Raw genomic sequence first — 15362 nt, forward strand, 5'->3', positions numbered from 1 at the left:
GACAAATGAACGACATTATTAGCAATATTAGCAGCTTTGTTTGGGGGCCACCAACATTAATCTTAATCGTTGGAACTGGTTTGTATTTAACCTTTCGTTTAGGTTTTTTACAGATTCGCTCGTTACCTTATGCATTAAGACTTGCATTTAGTCCTCAGCGACAGGATAAGAAGTCAAAAGGTGACATAAGCCATTACCAGGCATTAACAACTGCTATGGCTGCCACCATTGGAACCGGTAATATAGTTGGGGTAGCAACTGCAGTCGTATTAGGTGGACCTGGTGCTGTGTTATGGATGTGGCTATCAGCATTGTTCGGAATGGCAACGAAATATGCTGAAGCAATTTTGGCTGTAAAATACCGTGTTGTTAATAGCAAAGGTGAAATGTCTGGTGGTCCTATGTACTACCTAGAAAGAGGACTTAAAGCAAAATGGCTTGGCATTATTTTTGCTATCTTTGGTGCTGTTGCCGCCTTTGGTATTGGTAACATGGTCCAATCAAACTCCGTTTCAGACGCGTTAGAACGGTCTTTCAGTATTCCAACATGGGTTACAGGTGTTGTCCTAACTATTTTAACTGGACTTGTAATTCTTGGTGGAATTAAAAGTATTGGAAAAGTTACTGCCTTTTTTGTTCCGATTATGGCATTATTCTATGTAATTGGCGGACTTATTATTATGGTTATGAATTTGGATATTTTACCACAAGCTATTGGATTAATCTTTAATGATGCCTTTTCTGGAAGTGCAATCGGTGGCGGAATATTAGGTACCGTTATCCGTTATGGTGTTGCCCGGGGAGTATTCTCCAATGAAGCAGGTCTTGGATCCGCACCAATAGCTGCCGCTGCTGCAAAAACAGATTATCCCGGACGTCAGGCACTTGTATCCATGACACAAGTATTTATCGATACTATTATCGTATGTTCGATCACAGGTATTACAATTGTGATGGCAGATATGTACTCAGGCGGGCTTGAAGGTGGCGACCTAACAGCCGCGTCATTCGCTTTTTTCCTTGGTGACACAGGTGGTTATATCGTTACAATTGGAATTGTATTATTTGCTTTCTCAACACTTGTTGGTTGGTCGTACTATGGTGAGAAATGTTTTGCATATTTGTTTAACGATAAAGCAGTCCCGTATTATCGTATTGCGTTTGTGTTAATTGTTATGTACGGCGCTATTGAGAAACTAGGTATTGTTTGGGGTATAGCTGATATTATGAATGCTCTAATGGCTGTTCCTAACTTAATTGGTATATTGGGGCTATCTGGTGTAGTTGTATACGAAACGAAGAAATTCCTAAAAGTAGCAAAAGAAGAAAAAGAACAAGAAAAAGCGAATTCAAGAGCATCCTAAGCTAAAAGAACACTAAAATAGATTGGCTAATCCAGAAGGGATGTAGCCAATCTATTTTTATATAAATTTTTACTTCCTATTGTTCCAACAAATAGCCAGCCGATTTTAACACTCCACATGCTTCATCAAGCTGTTTCTGTGTGTCAGCCTCAATCGTATGTAAGTGAACTCCTTCTGTAAGCTCGGAAAGCAACGCTGCTTGGGTCTTTTTCAACTCATCGAGAAAAGCATCAACATCCCGTCGATTTTTCACCATTAATGAACCGGTAATATCTCCATAAATTGGGTGCTCAACCATTACATTTTGAACCGTGACCCCGTGATCAACAAGTGTATACAATTCATCGGCTGTTTCCTCCGCTCGATGACATACAGCAATAATTCTTGTAAACTTTGGAATTTCATTGTTCTCTTTAAAATAAACATATCCTCTTGAAGTAGCAATTATTGGTTCACTCTTTGCCTTCAGTAATGAAACATCTTGAACAATCACTTGGCGACTAACATTCGTTCGTTCAGCTAGAATTTTACCTGACAGTGGCTCACTGCTTTCCTTTAACCACGACAAAATTAACTGTCTTCTTTCTTCACCTAACACTTTCGTTTCTTTATCATTCATTTTGTTACCCCCAAATTTATCCTTGTCGTTTCACGTGTCAAGACTCTACTCTTAGTATACCAAACAAAATTCGTTAATACACACTAGAACGATAGTTGATATTTGTAAAAATGTTGCTTTTTCTCTCCCAATATGCAAATATATGTGTAAAGACATATGTAAATATTTTTTACTATGTTCAATTATTCACAATAAGGAGAATTGATATGAAATCAAAAGTCATGTGGGGCGTTCTTATCTTATTATTAATTTTACTAGCTTATATTCTTCCCTACTCAATCCTGTCAGGTGTTCAAGCCTGGTACGGCAGTTTCCTATTATGGGGAATTATCGGATTACTTATTATTATAGCCAATTTCATGGTAACGAAGGATTGGGGGAAGTAAATTGAATACAACCATGGTAAGTTGGGGTATAGCAATTTATATTATTTTAGCGTTATTCATAGCATTTTTATCCAGACGCGGAGACAGAACAAATATGTCTGGGTATTTTCTAGGTGGCCGTAAAATGAATGGCATCCTCTCTGCATTAAGCTATAGCGCTACTACTTACAGTGCATTTATGATGGTTGGTCTAGCCGGATTAACCTATCAAGGCGGTGTAGGGGCTCTAGGATTTGAGATTGTTTATTTTACAGGAGTTTCTCTTGTCGCATTATTCGGACCACGTTTTTGGCTAGTCGGAAAAAAATACGGTTATGTTACACCTTCGGAAATGATCGGGGACCGTTATGAAAGCAAAAAGGCGGCGACTGCTATTGCACTTGTCAGCTGTTTATTTCTCATACCATACAGTGCAGTACAGCTCGCCGGTGTTGGGTACCTTTTGCAAGGGATCACAAATAATGCTATCCCCTTCACAACAGGTGTAATCATTGCAACCATTTTAGCAATTTTATTTTCCTATACAGCTGGTATCCGTTCTGTCGTGTGGACTGACTCACTTCAGGCTGTTTTCATGATTATTACTTCGACAATTGTTGTACTGTTAGTTATTCATGGATTGGGTGGTTTTGGGCAATTCTTTGAGACTTTACAAACAGATCATTCAGATGCTTTATCGGTTCCCGGAAACGGTTTTTTCGATTTCTCAACATTTATAGGTATGACACTTCCATGGTTTTTCTTTAGCCTGTCTAACCCACAAGTGAGCCAACGAATGTTCATGCCATCAACATTAAAAGGATTAAGACAAATGTTGCTCGGTTTTCTTATTTTCGGTTTTATTTATACGTTTGTTTCCGTACTGTGGGGATTTTCAGCACTTCAAATGTTTCCTAATCTTTCCACTGCAGACTTAGCAACTCCAAAATTGTTATCATCTGATCTGGTACCTCCAGTGCTTGGAGTTATCGTGATGGTTGGAATTATGGCTGCAGCTATTTCAACGATTGACTCTATTATGCTAACATTATCATCAATGTTTGCTCGAGATGTATATGGGAATATGAAAAAGCAGCCGAATGATTCGAAACAATTGCGTGTCGGAAAAATTATCATACCTATAATTGCAATTTTAGCCTTTGCTTTTGCCGAATTGGAATTAAACTTAATTGCTGTATTATCTGTTGCTGCATCTGCAGGTCTAATTGTTACTGTACCAGCATTTTTCGGTACTTTCTTTTGGAAACGCGGAACCGCAGCTGGGGTCATCTCTAGTGTTTCCCTTGGGGCAATACTTGTTCTTATTCTTGAATTTACCGGTACGAAGCCACTTGGATTGGCAGCGGGTATTTGGGGACTAGGTGCTTCAACAGTGCTTTTTGTTGGGGTAAGTTTGTTGACAACAGCTCCAGAACACAAAGTAGCTACGTTTATTAACATTCTAAAAGCAGAAAGAAAATAGTTATAAGGCCGGGACAAAACTAAACTTCTTAAGTATAAAAACGAACAAAGTGCTGTTTTAGCGGAGGAAATATACGTAGACTCCTGCGGGAGGAAAGGCATAGGTGAGACCCCCGACGGCGCCAGCACGAGGATGCTCAACAGCCGCCCGCGGAAAGCGAAGTATATTTCCGGAGCGGATTATAACACCAACCATTATATCATTCGGCTTTTTCTTTGGTTAAAACACTTTTGTCCCAGCCTCATTTAGATTAAAGGTGCAATACAAGTTTCGTCATTATTTTTTGCAGTATTTACATAGCTTGCAACATTGTATGCTGTTAAGTCTTCCGCTTCAACTGTTTGCAAAAAACGATATACATCACTTGGTTGCTTCTTTTCAGGTGCAATCCAACTATCTTCCAATTCCTTTGGCAAAATTATTGGCATCCTGTGATGAATATCCTGCATAAACGCATTAGCAGCTTTTGTCAAAATGGTACACGTAAATAACACTTTATCATCGTGTTGCCATTTATCCCACAATCCTGCAAAAGCAAATAGTTTCCGATCAGTAAGATGAATCCGCTTCGGTTGCTTTGTCTTCTCGCTTTTTTCCCATTCATAAAAGCTATCCGCAACAATTAAACACCGTTTTCTAGACATAAGATTTTTAAAGCTAGCCTTTTCATGAGCCGTTTCACTACGAGCATTAATCATCTTATAACCGATTTTTTCATCTTTTGCCCATGATGGTACAAGCCCCCATCGCAAATAGCCAGCACGTTTTTCTCTGCCATCATGGATAATAGCTAACACATTTTGTCCAGGTGCTATATTATAACTCATTTGGTAGGAATCGATTGATTGTTGAATCCCAAAAGCTTGCACTATTTCTTCTTCATCAGCTAATAATGTATACCTTCCACACATGAATATCATCCCCTAGAAAATACTTAAATCCCACTGCTTAGCGATATGCCTCAAAAGCCGTATCCCTGCAATACTATTTCCTTTATCATCCAACGCCGGACCATAAACTCCTATTCCACAACCATCGATAAATGGCATTTTCTCCTCACGAACTCTTGGGGGTGCTACAGCAATTATACCACCTGAAACTCCACTTTTCGCCGGAATACCAACATATGTAGCAAATTTTCCAGATGCATCATACATCCCGCAAGTCAGCATTAACGCTTTCGCGATCCGCGTTACAGGTCGAGGAATGATTTCTTCCTTTGTGTCAGGATCTTCACCATCATTAGCAATAATCATACCTATTCTAGCTAAGTCATCTACTGTAACTTCAATCGAACATTGTTTAAAATAGGTTTCCAATGTGATGTTTAAATCGGATTCAAGAAAACCAATTTCCAATAAATAATACCCAATTGCTCTATTTCTCATGGATGAATCCCGTTCTGATTCGTATACATCTACATTGAGTGCTGGTCGATAGCCAAGTATGTTTTCCAGCAATTTAAAAATGGGTTCCAGCTTCTCATCAGATGTTCTCCCCTCTAACATAGAAGTAACCGTTATGGCGCCCGCATTAACAAGTGGATTAAATGGTTTTTCCGGCTTCTTCATTTCTAAATGCATGATTGAATTAAAAGCTTCTCCGGTTGGTTCTACATCAACACGATCTAGCATATATCCTATACCACGTTCCGTACAGGCAACGATAAAACTAATCACCTTCGAAATACTTTGGATGGTAAAAGGAATGTCAACATCCCCTGAGCGAACTTCCACACCATTTTTCCCCAGTATGGAAATTCCTAAATGGTCTTTATTTGCCTCTTTTAATATTGGAATATAGGAAGCAACTTCTCCATCACTAGTATGTTTTCGATAAAATGCTACCCAATCATCAACATAATTTTGCAACCAATCCTGCGTTTGCTCGGTATTCCAGTTTGCAGCACCTTGAACCATGACTATCACCTCACAATTAAAAATGTATCTATAATTTTTTGTACCATTAACTACTATAATTATATAAAGACGTTTTTTCGAAAAAGAAACATCATGGCACCTTTAAACTGACCAGTATGGCTTGTTTTCCTCTTAATAAAAGTTGTAAACTTATTAAGATAATCATAGTGCCACATACGATTGATTCAGCGGAATATAGTAAAAGCAAAAAAGGAACATGTATAGTATGTATCGAAAAGGAATTATCTAGTAATTTTTTTTAACTATTTGGGACCTAACAAAAAAGCTGTTTTCTAAAAGATTGTTACTTTATCACATGTTGAATAGTATTTAATAGTTGACATAAAAAACAACATAGATTTTGCATTTTACGTTGCTCTTTTGCCCCGCAGCCTGTATACACTTCGCTTTCCGGGGGGCGGCTGATGAGCCTCCACGTGCTGACGCATTTCGGGTCTCACCGATGCCTCATCTCCCCCAGGAATCTCCGTGTATACGGGCTACTAGTATGAGGGTATATGATTTTTCTATTTCATTTTACCCATAATTGCAATGATATTATAATGTACAACATATTACCACTTCACCAGTCAGGGTGAGCGGAGGGCGGTGACTCCTGCTTAGAACAGCACGAATCCGAAGACCCCGGAGAGTGGTTTTCTCGAGGAGGCTGAAGTCGCGCCCGCGGAAAGCATCCGCCCGCAGCAATTCCGGACGGTGGGACAGGATGTAATTATAGAAATAGAAAGCATTACAATTTTTACTATGTCGCATTTTATGGAAATAAGTAATAACTATGCAAAAGTGCCTATTAAAAAGAGACTAGCCGAAGCTAGTCTCTTAAAAAAATTATCGTTTATTTTCCGATGAATTGTTGAGTCCAGTGGTTACCTTCCGCAACATATCCTACCCCAATATGAGTGAACTCAGGATTTAAAATATTTGCACGGTGACCTTCACTGTTCATCCAAGCATTAACTACTTCTTCTGGTGTACGTTGTCCTTTTGCAATGTTTTCACCAGCAGTACGATAGTCAATACCGAATTGCTTCATCATGTCAAATGGAGAACCATAAGTTGGGCTATTGTGTGCAAAATAACCTTTTGCTTGCATATCACGTGATTTTTCACGTGCTACTTTACTTAGTTCTACATCAATTTGAAGTGGTTCTAAACCTTGTTTCTCTCTTTCATTGTTTGTCAATTCAACAACCTGTTGTTCGAATTGGCTTAATTGCTGTGATTGTTCTTGTGCTTGACTTTGCTGTTCTTGTTGCTCAGCCGGTTGTTGTGTTGATGCTTGTGATTTTTCAGGCTGTGCTTGCTGTTCTTGTTTTGGTTGTTCCTGTTTTGGTTGCTCTTGCTTCGGTTGTTCTTTTTTCGGTTCTTGTTTTGGTTGCTCTTGTTCTTTATTTTGTTCAGGTTTCTTTACTTCTTTTTGTTTCTTCTGATTGTCTTGTTTCTGATCAGCTTTGTTCCAATTCCAGTTAATTTGATAGTCTTTAAGGTATTTATTTAATAGATTATTTATTTTTTCCTCTGAAAGATTTTGGAAGTTTCCACCGTTTACGGAATATAGAACTTTATATAATTGAACTTGTGATTGATCAGCTTTTTCTGCTGCATTCACATTGGATAATGATCCGCCGAATAATAATGCTGTTGATAATGCTGTTACTACACTAATCTTTTTAAACATTTAACTTACACTCTCCTTTGGGTTTTTGTTGCTTGCAAAATTATCATAGCACGGTTTTTTTGTAATAAATATGGCAGGATTTTCCGAACTAGTTAAATAGGCTTAAAATTTAATAGTTTTTAAGATTAAATCCTTATATTATAAAGAAAGATCTAATTACCTGATATCTACTGAACAGGAAAATGTTCAATTTGGTGGAAAAATTTACAGCGAATTTACTATTGACATACTCTTGATTCCCCCTGTTATATTACAAAGTCGGCCATTTTGTAAAGATATTGTTACTTGATTTTTGGTAGATTTATTGGTTTATTTTAAATGAAGGTTATATTCAAACCTCTATGTATCAACATTTCCAGCGCCATCACTAGTTTGATTGTACCAATTTATGTAAAGTCATTACCTACCCCCAAAAATTGTGTTATGGTATAGAAATGCTATATATAGAAGAAAACTGTCATCACTGGAGGAGCTTATATGTTATCTAATGCAGAAATCGGTATCGATTTAGGTACTGCTAATATTCTTGTGTATTCAAAAACCAAAGGAATTGTTTTAAACGAGCCATCTGTAGTGGCTATAGATATTAATACAAAAAACGTTGTCGCTGTTGGAGCAGAAGCAAAAGAAATGGTGGGTAAAACTCCACAAAACATTGTCCCTATTCGTCCATTAAAAGACGGCGTTATAGCTGATTATGATGTAACCGCACAAATGTTAAAGGAATTTTTGAAAAAGGTAAGTAAAAAAATGGGGCTATCTATGCGCAAACCAACTGTTGTCGTATGTACCCCATCAGGAAGCACTACTGTTGAACGTCGTGCTATTCATAATGCTGTTTCAAGCTATGGTGCTAAGCACGTTCACCTAATTGAAGAACCCGTTGCTGCTGCAATTGGTGCTGACTTACCAGTTGACGAACCGATTGCCAATGTAATCGTTGATATTGGTGGAGGAACTTCTGAAGTAGGAATTATTTCGTTTGGTGGCGTTGTTTCATGTAATTCTGTCCGTATTGGCGGCGACAAACTTGATGAAGAAATCATTCAACATATCCGTAAAAAGTATAATATTTTAATTGGAGAGCGTACTGCCGAAAATATTAAAATTGAAATTGGACATGCACATCCTGACCATAAGGAAGAAACAATGGAAGTGCGAGGACGTGACATGGTAACTGGTTTACCAAAAACAATTAATGTATCCTCTACTGAAATTTACAACGCACTAAAAGAATCGCTTCAACAGATTTTAGAAACAATCCGTGCAACTCTTGAAAACTGTCCACCGGAACTAAGTGGGGATATTGTTGATCGTGGTATTGTATTAACTGGCGGTGGAGCCTTATTAAATGGTATGAAAGATTGGCTTGCGCAGGAAATAATAGTTCCAGTTCATATCGCACCAAATCCGCTTGAATCTGTTGCAATCGGCACAGGTCGAGCATTGAAGATGATTTCAAAGTTACAAAAAGCAGCAAAATAAAAGTTTGATTAAGCCGTGCATCTGGTAAGGTGCACGGCTTTTTTGTGTTCGTTTTACTTCTACTTATGTCGATCGGGATCGTAAACATCCTATAGAAATCCTGTTCAAATTCTCCTCATTTCTACAATTTCCATCCATTTTTATAACAAAATTAAAGGATTTATTCGTCAAAATATTGAATTTATACTATAAAGAGGTGATAACATGTATACAGTTATTTATCTATATAGGGTGAAAAAAATGCACACACAACAGTTCATTGATATTAATGAAAAGGCCGGAGAAATCTATATAGCTCATGGCGCATTAGAGGATAACACCTATCGTGCTGATAAACTGGACGGTGAGCATGATTGTACAGGTTTACTTGATATAATAGAAGTTGCTGAAAATGAAGACGTCTTTTTTGGTCAATCGGTATTCCGAAACAAATCACATTATGAAGAAGTTATGAAAAACGTTAACAACGTTGAAAAAATTGACCAGTTGTTCAAAGAGATGACAAATATTATTGACCTATCAAAAGTGATTTCTGCAACATTTACTACATAAAGTGTGGGTCTTACTGCTATTTATATGTGTTAATTTTAACAAAAACATTTACAAATTATTCTGAATAAACTAGAATAGAAATATAAAATCATGTTAGAAACGTCTCCGCGTTCAATACACATGATCAATTCGGAAGCTGGACGTGGTTGTTGCTATCGTCCTTTAAACCTACAAAATGTACACTGCCTAATCTGTTTACAGTCCTATTCCAGTTCTGTTCCAACAGGTAAAAGCCAGTTCATACTGACTAGCAGCACGACTGTGGTCATTTTGAACTGGCCTTTTTAATTCACACAGAAAGGAGTGATGTAATGTCTGGGGCACTCGAAAATATTAAAGTTCTTGATCTATCCCGTGTTTTAGCAGGGCCATATTGCACCATGATACTTGGCGATCTTGGCGCAGAAGTTATCAAAGTGGAAGCACCTGGAGGAAGTGATGAAACTCGTAAATGGGGTCCCCCCTTCCAAAATGGTGTGAGCGCCTATTATTTATGTGCAAACCGTAACAAAAAAAGTATTACAGTCGACCTTAAATCAGAAGAAGGTATTCAAGTAATTAAAGCGCTTGTAAATGAAAGCGATGTCATCATTCATAACTTTAAATCCCGTACGATGGAGCGATTTGGCTTAGATTACGAAACACTAATCAAAATTAATCCTGAACTTGTCTATTGTTCCATTACTGGTTTCGGTGAAACGGGTCCATTTAAAGACTTGCCTGGTTATGATTTTATTATACAGGCGATGAGTGGATTAATGAGTATTACTGGTGATGATGTTTCGGGTCCGCAAAAGCTTGGTGTTGCGATTACTGATATTTTAACAGGGTTGTATGCATGTATTGGCATTCAAGGAGCTTTGTTGGAGCGAACAAAATCAGGCAAGGGGCAAAAATTAGATATCTCTCTTTACGATTCAGCAGTCAGTGCATTAGTAAATATCGGAAGTAATTATTTAATGTCAGGGAAAATTCCAACAGCACTTGGCAATCATCATGCAAATATTGTTCCGTACCAAACGTTTCAAACAATGGATGGTGAAATGGTAATCGCAGTGGGAAACGATAACCAGTTTAAATCGTTATGCAATATATTAAAAAAGCCTGAATTTACTAATGATGAGCGATTTCTAACAAACCCTAGTCGTGTAAAATACCGCGATGAATTAGTTCCATTACTACAAGAAGTATTATTGACAAAGCCAACTACGTATTGGCAGGAAGCATGTCAACAGAACAATATACCATGTGGCCCAATCCAAAACATTCAAGAAGTTGCAAATGACCCGCAATTACAGGCGCGAAATATGTTTATTGATTACGATCATCCAACAGCAGGTCCAATAAAAATGATTGGAAGTCCGTTAAAGTTTTCACGGACACCTGTTGATGTCAAACAACATCCACCAGATGTTGGAGAACATACGAATAAAATTTTAGCAAAGTTAGGATTTACAAACACAACAAATTAATTTAGGGAGATGAGCCTTATGAACTTTGAACACTCAGAAGAACAAACAATGTTACGAAATACGGTGCGAAACTTTGTCGATAAGGAAATTATGCCTTACATTGCAGACTGGGATCGTGAAGGGATTTTTGACACATCAATCATGAAGAAATTAGCCGATCTTGGATTAATGGGGGTCTGTATTCCTGAAGAATATGGCGGAAGTGGTATGGATTATAATGCATTAGCTATAGTATGTGAAGAACTTGAACGAGGTGACACAGCTTTTCGGACTGCAGTTTCAGTTCATACCGGATTAAACAGCATGTCCATCCTGCAATGGGGTACGGAAGAGCAAAAACAAAAGTATTTAGTACCACAAGCAAAAGGGGAAAAAGTCGGCGCATTTGGTCTAACTGAACCAGCTGCTGGATCGGATGTAGCATCACTGCAAACATCAGCTGTTAAGGAAGGTGATCATTACATTTTAAATGGGCAAAAAACCTGGATATCCTTATGTGATACGGCAGATCACTTTTTAGTTTTTGCTTATACAGACAAAGCAAAAAAACATCACGGTATTTCTGCTTTCATAGTAGAAAGAACATGGGAAGGTTTTTCATCAAAAGCCACGAAAGGTAAATTGGGAATTCGTGCTGGTAATACTGGTGAGTTATTTTTTGATAATGTAAAAGTTCCAGAAGAAAACTTACTAGGAGAAGAAGGTGAAGGTTTTAAAATTGCTATGGCATCGTTAGACAACGGTCGTTTCACTGTTGCCGCTGGGGCATGTGGGCAGATAATGGCTTGTTTAGAAGCAAGTGTAAACTATTGCCATGAGCGAGAAACTTTTGGAAAAGAAATCGGCCGTCATCAGCTTGTACAGCAAATGATTGCAAAAATGGAAGCAGGCCTACAAATGAGTCGCCTCCTCGTTTACCGTGCAGGCGAGCTAAAAAATCAAGGTAAGCGAAACACCCGTGAAACATCTCTAGCAAAATGGCAAGCTTGTGATTTTGCCAATCAAGCTGCGGATGATGCTGTTCAGGTCCATGGTGCATACGGATATTCTGATGAATATCCAGTTGAGCGCTATTTACGTAATTCAAAAGCACCTGTTATTTATGAAGGAACACGCGAAATTCATACAATTATGCAAGCAGAATATGTTTTAGGCTACCGAGTGGATAAGCCACTTAATAAAATGCTCCCAGCATGGGAAAACGAATTAGTTTCTAAGTAATTAGCTGTTTCATAAGGATTGTTGTTTTTACACATAAAACATAAAATACGACGTAAACACCAAGCTGAGGAGACAGAAAAATTTTACTTTCATACTAGAGACATCCTGGGGAGATGATGCTCGGTAGGAGAGCAGGAATATCAGCAGGGAGCGAGGATATCGGCAGGAGAGCAGGAACATCGGCTGGAGAGCAAGAATATCGGCTGGAGAGCAGGAACATCGGCTGGAGAGTAAGAATATCGGCAGGAGAGCAGGAACATCGGCTGGAGAGCAAGAATATCGGCTGGAGAGCAGGAACATCGGCTGGAGAGCGTGAATATCGGCAGGAGAGCAGGAACATCGGCTGGAGAGCAGGAACATCGGCTGGAGAGCAGGAACATCGGCAGGAGAGCGTGAATATCGGCAGGAGAGCAGGAACATCGACAGGAGAGCAGGAACATCGGCTGGAGAGTAAGAATATCGGCAGGAGAGCAGGAATATCAGCAGGAGAGCAAGGAATTTAGATAGGCAGCACTCTGTTTTTATGAAGGTACGACTACTTTTAAGGAGGTTTTATAATGATCGAAACACTAGTTAAAAGTATTTTTATTGATGGGAAATGGCATACCGCAGAATCAGACAAAACAGAGGCAGTTTATAATCCTGCCACACTTGAAGCCATTGCAGAAGTTGCCTATGGTGGGGAAGAAGAAACGAATAAAGCCATTCAATCAGCACACAATGCTTTTTACACATGGAGTGAAATGACCGGACGTGAACGGTCCAAAATTTTGTATAAGGCCCACGAGCTAATGTTAGAAGAAACAGATCGTCTTGCGGAAATTTTAACGACTGAACAAGGAAAACCATTAAACGAAGCGACTGGTGAAATTAAAGGGGCTGCCAACTTTCTATTGTGGTATGCAGAAGAAGCGAGCAGAAGTTATGGTGAATGGCTCCCATCTTCTATAAAATCAAAGCGAATGCTAGTCATTCCACAGCCGATAGGTGTAGTAGGGGCTATTACACCATGGAACTTCCCAGCGTCCATGATTACCCGAAAAATCGCACCTGCCCTAGCAGCAGGATGCACAGTTGTTCTGAAACCAGCACCTGAAACACCACTATCCGCAATTGAAATTGTTAAAATACTGGAACGAGCCGGATTGCCAAACGGTGTTGTAAATTTGGTAACTGGAAATGCTGAAGCAATTGGCAGTACATTGTTAACGAGCAAAGATGTTCGTCTAATTACGTTTACAGGATCAACTAAAGTGGGAAAATATTTGATGCGAGAAAGTGCAGATCATGTGAAGAAATTGTCACTCGAGCTTGGTGGTCACGCACCAATCGTTGTTTTTGACGATGCAGACATGGAAAAAGCGACTACATTGGCATTAGCAAGTAAATTTAGAAATAACGGGCAGACTTGTATTTGTGCAAATAGATTATATGTCCATGAATCTGTTCAGGAGAGATTCACCAAATTACTTACAGAAAAAGTTCAAGAGCTTCATGTAGGCTATGGTCTTGATGAAGGTACAGATCTTGGCCCACTAATCAATCAACAAGCTTCCCAAAAAGTACAGGCACATCTTGATGATGCTGTAGAAAAAGGTGCCCAAATTGTATGTGGTGGGAAACGTTGGAATGGTGATTTAAATGGCTACTTTTTTCACCCTACCATTTTATCTAAAATTACGGATGACATGCTTGTAATGAATGAAGAGACGTTTGGGCCAATTATTCCAATCCAGCCATTTTCTGATGAAGAATCAGTTATTAACAAAGCTAATGATACGGATTATGGATTGGCCGCTTACATTTTTACTGAAAACACAAGCCGGGCAATTCGCGTCTCTGAGAAATTAGAATATGGAATTGTTGGAGTAAATGATGTTTTCCCAGCTGTTGCAGAAGCACCATTTGGTGGGATTAAGCAATCTGGAATTGGAAAAGAAGGCGGACATCATGGCATGCATGAATTTTTAGAAATGAAGTTTGTATCGATGGGAATTTAAAGTAAATAGGGGATTCCCATCTATCAGTACTACACCCCAAAAGCAGCGTAAACATCTAACTTTTGGGGTGTTTATTTATACTACTATACTGTTCATATTGTTTAAACAAATCTTTTAGAGCTGATTCGAGAGCATTTCCTGCCTTGCCCAAATAATGGTCCTTCACTTCTTGGACTGGTTTTTCAATACCTTCTTGCAGACTGTAGCCACGGAGTAGTTGCTGAACATATTCTCGTCCATGAACGGTTGCTAATGTGCAACTTGCTGTTACGATTACGCCATACTTTTTATCAATTTCTGCTGTTATAGTTAATGTATCATAAATACTTTTTGCAGCCATTCCTGATGGTAATCTAGCGTGTCCCGCTATAAAAACCGTATTCATTCCGTTGTCCCCCCATATCAGCTTAAAAATCAGTACCTCGATATCCCAATTTTTTTGAGATTACATGTGCAGTTTTTTTTGTTTCTGTTTTAATTAAAAGTAGATTGTCACCCTCAAAATGACTTGACAACCCACTAACCGTTAATGCAGCGATTACTTGATTTTGGTGATCATAAATTGGATATGAGATTCCTGTAGTATCTGCATCCTGTTCACCTATGCTATAAGCATATCCTTCTTGGCGAATTTTTGCTAGTTCTTTCATTAAACTCTTTTTGTCTATTGGTCTATGGTCACCTAGAAAATACAGTTCCCCATCGCCTATAATTTCCTCCTGCTTTTCTTTGGACATAAAAGCAAGTAACATCTTTGGACCTGATCCAATATACAGCGGAGAATTCTTTCCAATTCTAGTATATAAGCGCAGTGCCCTGCTGCTTTCAACTTTCTCGATATATGTGGCCTCATCCTGGTTTACAATAACCAAGTGGATCACTTCATTAATTTCATGCGCTAAATCCTCCATAAAAGGCAAAGCAATTCCTCTTAACTCTAATTGATCTGATACAATTTGCCCCAACTCCAGTAGTTTTAAACCAAGGCGATAACGGCTATCATGCTTGGTCTCTTTCGTTTTGTTTAAAAAGGCGGATGATTCCAAAGCAGATAAAAGCCTGTATGCAGTAGGTTTAGGCAGATTAGCTTTTTGGGCAATCTCTTTTAACGTTAATTCCGGGGTATCCTCTGTAAATAAATCTAGTAATTTTAGTGCTTTCATTACACTTTGGTTCATGATTG

Annotated in this window: 15 protein-coding genes; 9 read left to right on the plus strand and 6 right to left on the minus strand. The window is 38.6% G+C overall.

What is annotated here, in order from left to right; genetic code table 11:
* Nucleotides 1-5: 5 nt before the first annotated feature.
* Nucleotides 6-1364, plus strand: a complete 1359-nt coding sequence (locus tag CS937_RS06495; protein ID WP_099157618.1) for an alanine/glycine:cation symporter family protein — start codon at nt 6-8, stop codon at nt 1362-1364.
* 76 nt (nt 1365-1440) lie between these two features.
* Here CS937_RS06495 and CS937_RS06500 read toward each other — a convergent pair whose 3' ends face one another.
* Nucleotides 1441-1983: a transcription repressor NadR gene (locus CS937_RS06500; protein ID WP_099157619.1), complete on the minus strand. Its 543-nt coding sequence runs from the start codon at nt 1981-1983 to the stop codon at nt 1441-1443.
* 206 nt (nt 1984-2189) lie between these two features.
* Here CS937_RS06500 and CS937_RS06505 point away from each other — a divergent pair, with 206 nt between their 5' ends.
* A complete protein-coding gene (locus CS937_RS06505) occupies nt 2190-2369 on the plus strand; it encodes a hypothetical protein (protein ID WP_099157620.1) in 180 nt (59 codons plus the stop codon).
* 1 nt (nt 2370) lies between these two features.
* The gene (locus CS937_RS06510; RefSeq protein ID WP_099157621.1) at nt 2371-3831 is read left to right on the plus strand and encodes a sodium:solute symporter family protein; all 1461 of its coding nucleotides are present in this window, start codon (nt 2371-2373) and stop codon (nt 3829-3831) included.
* A gap of 245 nt (nt 3832-4076) precedes the next feature.
* Here CS937_RS06510 and CS937_RS06515 read toward each other — a convergent pair whose 3' ends face one another.
* From CS937_RS06515 to CS937_RS06525, 3 genes are all read right to left on the minus strand, one after another.
* A complete protein-coding gene (locus CS937_RS06515) occupies nt 4077-4742 on the minus strand; it encodes an SOS response-associated peptidase (protein WP_099157622.1) in 666 nt (221 codons plus the stop codon).
* 12 nt (nt 4743-4754) lie between these two features.
* Nucleotides 4755-5750, minus strand: coding sequence for a glutaminase (locus CS937_RS06520; protein WP_099157623.1), 996 nt, complete (start codon nt 5748-5750; stop codon nt 4755-4757).
* Nucleotides 5751-6606: 856 nt separating this feature from the next.
* Nucleotides 6607-7449 (minus strand): CAP domain-containing protein, encoded by an 843-nt coding sequence (locus CS937_RS06525; RefSeq protein WP_099157624.1) that lies wholly within the window; start codon nt 7447-7449, stop codon nt 6607-6609.
* Nucleotides 7450-7926: 477 nt separating this feature from the next.
* Between CS937_RS06525 and mreBH the strand changes: the two genes are divergently transcribed.
* The 6 genes from mreBH (at nt 7927) to CS937_RS06555 (ending at nt 14179) form a co-directional block, all read left to right on the plus strand.
* The gene (gene mreBH, locus CS937_RS06530; RefSeq protein WP_099157625.1) at nt 7927-8934 is read left to right on the plus strand and encodes a rod-share determining protein MreBH; all 1008 of its coding nucleotides are present in this window, start codon (nt 7927-7929) and stop codon (nt 8932-8934) included.
* Between the two features lie 204 nt (nt 8935-9138).
* Nucleotides 9139-9486: a DUF1428 family protein gene (locus CS937_RS06535; RefSeq protein WP_099157626.1), complete on the plus strand. Its 348-nt coding sequence runs from the start codon at nt 9139-9141 to the stop codon at nt 9484-9486.
* A gap of 311 nt (nt 9487-9797) precedes the next feature.
* The gene (locus CS937_RS06540) at nt 9798-10958 is read left to right on the plus strand and encodes a CaiB/BaiF CoA transferase family protein (protein ID WP_099157627.1); all 1161 of its coding nucleotides are present in this window, start codon (nt 9798-9800) and stop codon (nt 10956-10958) included.
* An 18-nt stretch (nt 10959-10976) separates the two neighbouring features.
* A complete protein-coding gene (locus tag CS937_RS06545; protein WP_099157628.1) occupies nt 10977-12179 on the plus strand; it encodes an acyl-CoA dehydrogenase family protein in 1203 nt (400 codons plus the stop codon).
* Nucleotides 12180-12295: 116 nt separating this feature from the next.
* Entirely contained in the window at nt 12296-12682 is a 387-nt protein-coding gene (locus CS937_RS06550) for a hypothetical protein (protein ID WP_099157629.1), read from the plus strand.
* 54 nt (nt 12683-12736) lie between these two features.
* Nucleotides 12737-14179 (plus strand): NAD-dependent succinate-semialdehyde dehydrogenase, encoded by a 1443-nt coding sequence (locus tag CS937_RS06555; protein WP_099157630.1) that lies wholly within the window; start codon nt 12737-12739, stop codon nt 14177-14179.
* A 55-nt stretch (nt 14180-14234) separates the two neighbouring features.
* On the opposite strand, the gene CS937_RS06560 is transcribed toward CS937_RS06555, so the two are convergent.
* Both CS937_RS06560 and CS937_RS06565 read right to left on the minus strand, forming a co-directional pair.
* Complete coding sequence (locus CS937_RS06560; protein WP_099157631.1) at nt 14235-14564, minus strand: DUF3870 domain-containing protein; 330 nt, start codon at nt 14562-14564, stop codon at nt 14235-14237.
* 22 nt (nt 14565-14586) lie between these two features.
* On the minus strand, nt 14587-15357 hold the full coding sequence (locus CS937_RS06565; RefSeq protein WP_099157632.1) for an IclR family transcriptional regulator: 771 nt from the start codon (nt 15355-15357) through the stop codon (nt 14587-14589).
* Between the last annotated feature and the right edge of the window lie 5 nt (nt 15358-15362).

The organism is Virgibacillus ndiopensis (assembly GCF_900187325.1).
Classification (GTDB): domain Bacteria; phylum Bacillota; class Bacilli; order Bacillales; family Amphibacillaceae; genus Virgibacillus_E; species Virgibacillus_E ndiopensis.

Bases quoted from the DNA above. Each gene is read 5' to 3' on its own strand.
- CS937_RS06495 (WP_099157618.1), top strand. From the start codon at position 6: ATGAACGACATTATTAGCAATATTAGCAGCTTTGTTTGGGGGCCACCA.
- CS937_RS06500 (WP_099157619.1), bottom strand. From the start codon at position 1,983: ATGAATGATAAAGAAACGAAAGTGTTAGGTGAAGAAAGAAGACAGTTA.
- CS937_RS06505 (WP_099157620.1), top strand. From the start codon at position 2,190: ATGAAATCAAAAGTCATGTGGGGCGTTCTTATCTTATTATTAATTTTA.
- CS937_RS06515 (WP_099157622.1), bottom strand. From the start codon at position 4,742: ATGTGTGGAAGGTATACATTATTAGCTGATGAAGAAGAAATAGTGCAA.
- CS937_RS06520 (WP_099157623.1), bottom strand. From the start codon at position 5,750: ATGGTTCAAGGTGCTGCAAACTGGAATACCGAGCAAACGCAGGATTGG.
- CS937_RS06525 (WP_099157624.1), bottom strand. From the start codon at position 7,449: ATGTTTAAAAAGATTAGTGTAGTAACAGCATTATCAACAGCATTATTA.
- mreBH (WP_099157625.1), top strand. From the start codon at position 7,927: ATGTTATCTAATGCAGAAATCGGTATCGATTTAGGTACTGCTAATATT.
- CS937_RS06535 (WP_099157626.1), top strand. From the start codon at position 9,139: ATGTATACAGTTATTTATCTATATAGGGTGAAAAAAATGCACACACAA.
- CS937_RS06540 (WP_099157627.1), top strand. From the start codon at position 9,798: ATGTCTGGGGCACTCGAAAATATTAAAGTTCTTGATCTATCCCGTGTT.
- CS937_RS06545 (WP_099157628.1), top strand. From the start codon at position 10,977: ATGAACTTTGAACACTCAGAAGAACAAACAATGTTACGAAATACGGTG.
- CS937_RS06550 (WP_099157629.1), top strand. From the start codon at position 12,296: ATGCTCGGTAGGAGAGCAGGAATATCAGCAGGGAGCGAGGATATCGGC.
- CS937_RS06555 (WP_099157630.1), top strand. From the start codon at position 12,737: ATGATCGAAACACTAGTTAAAAGTATTTTTATTGATGGGAAATGGCAT.
- CS937_RS06560 (WP_099157631.1), bottom strand. From the start codon at position 14,564: ATGAATACGGTTTTTATAGCGGGACACGCTAGATTACCATCAGGAATG.
- CS937_RS06565 (WP_099157632.1), bottom strand. From the start codon at position 15,357: ATGAACCAAAGTGTAATGAAAGCACTAAAATTACTAGATTTATTTACA.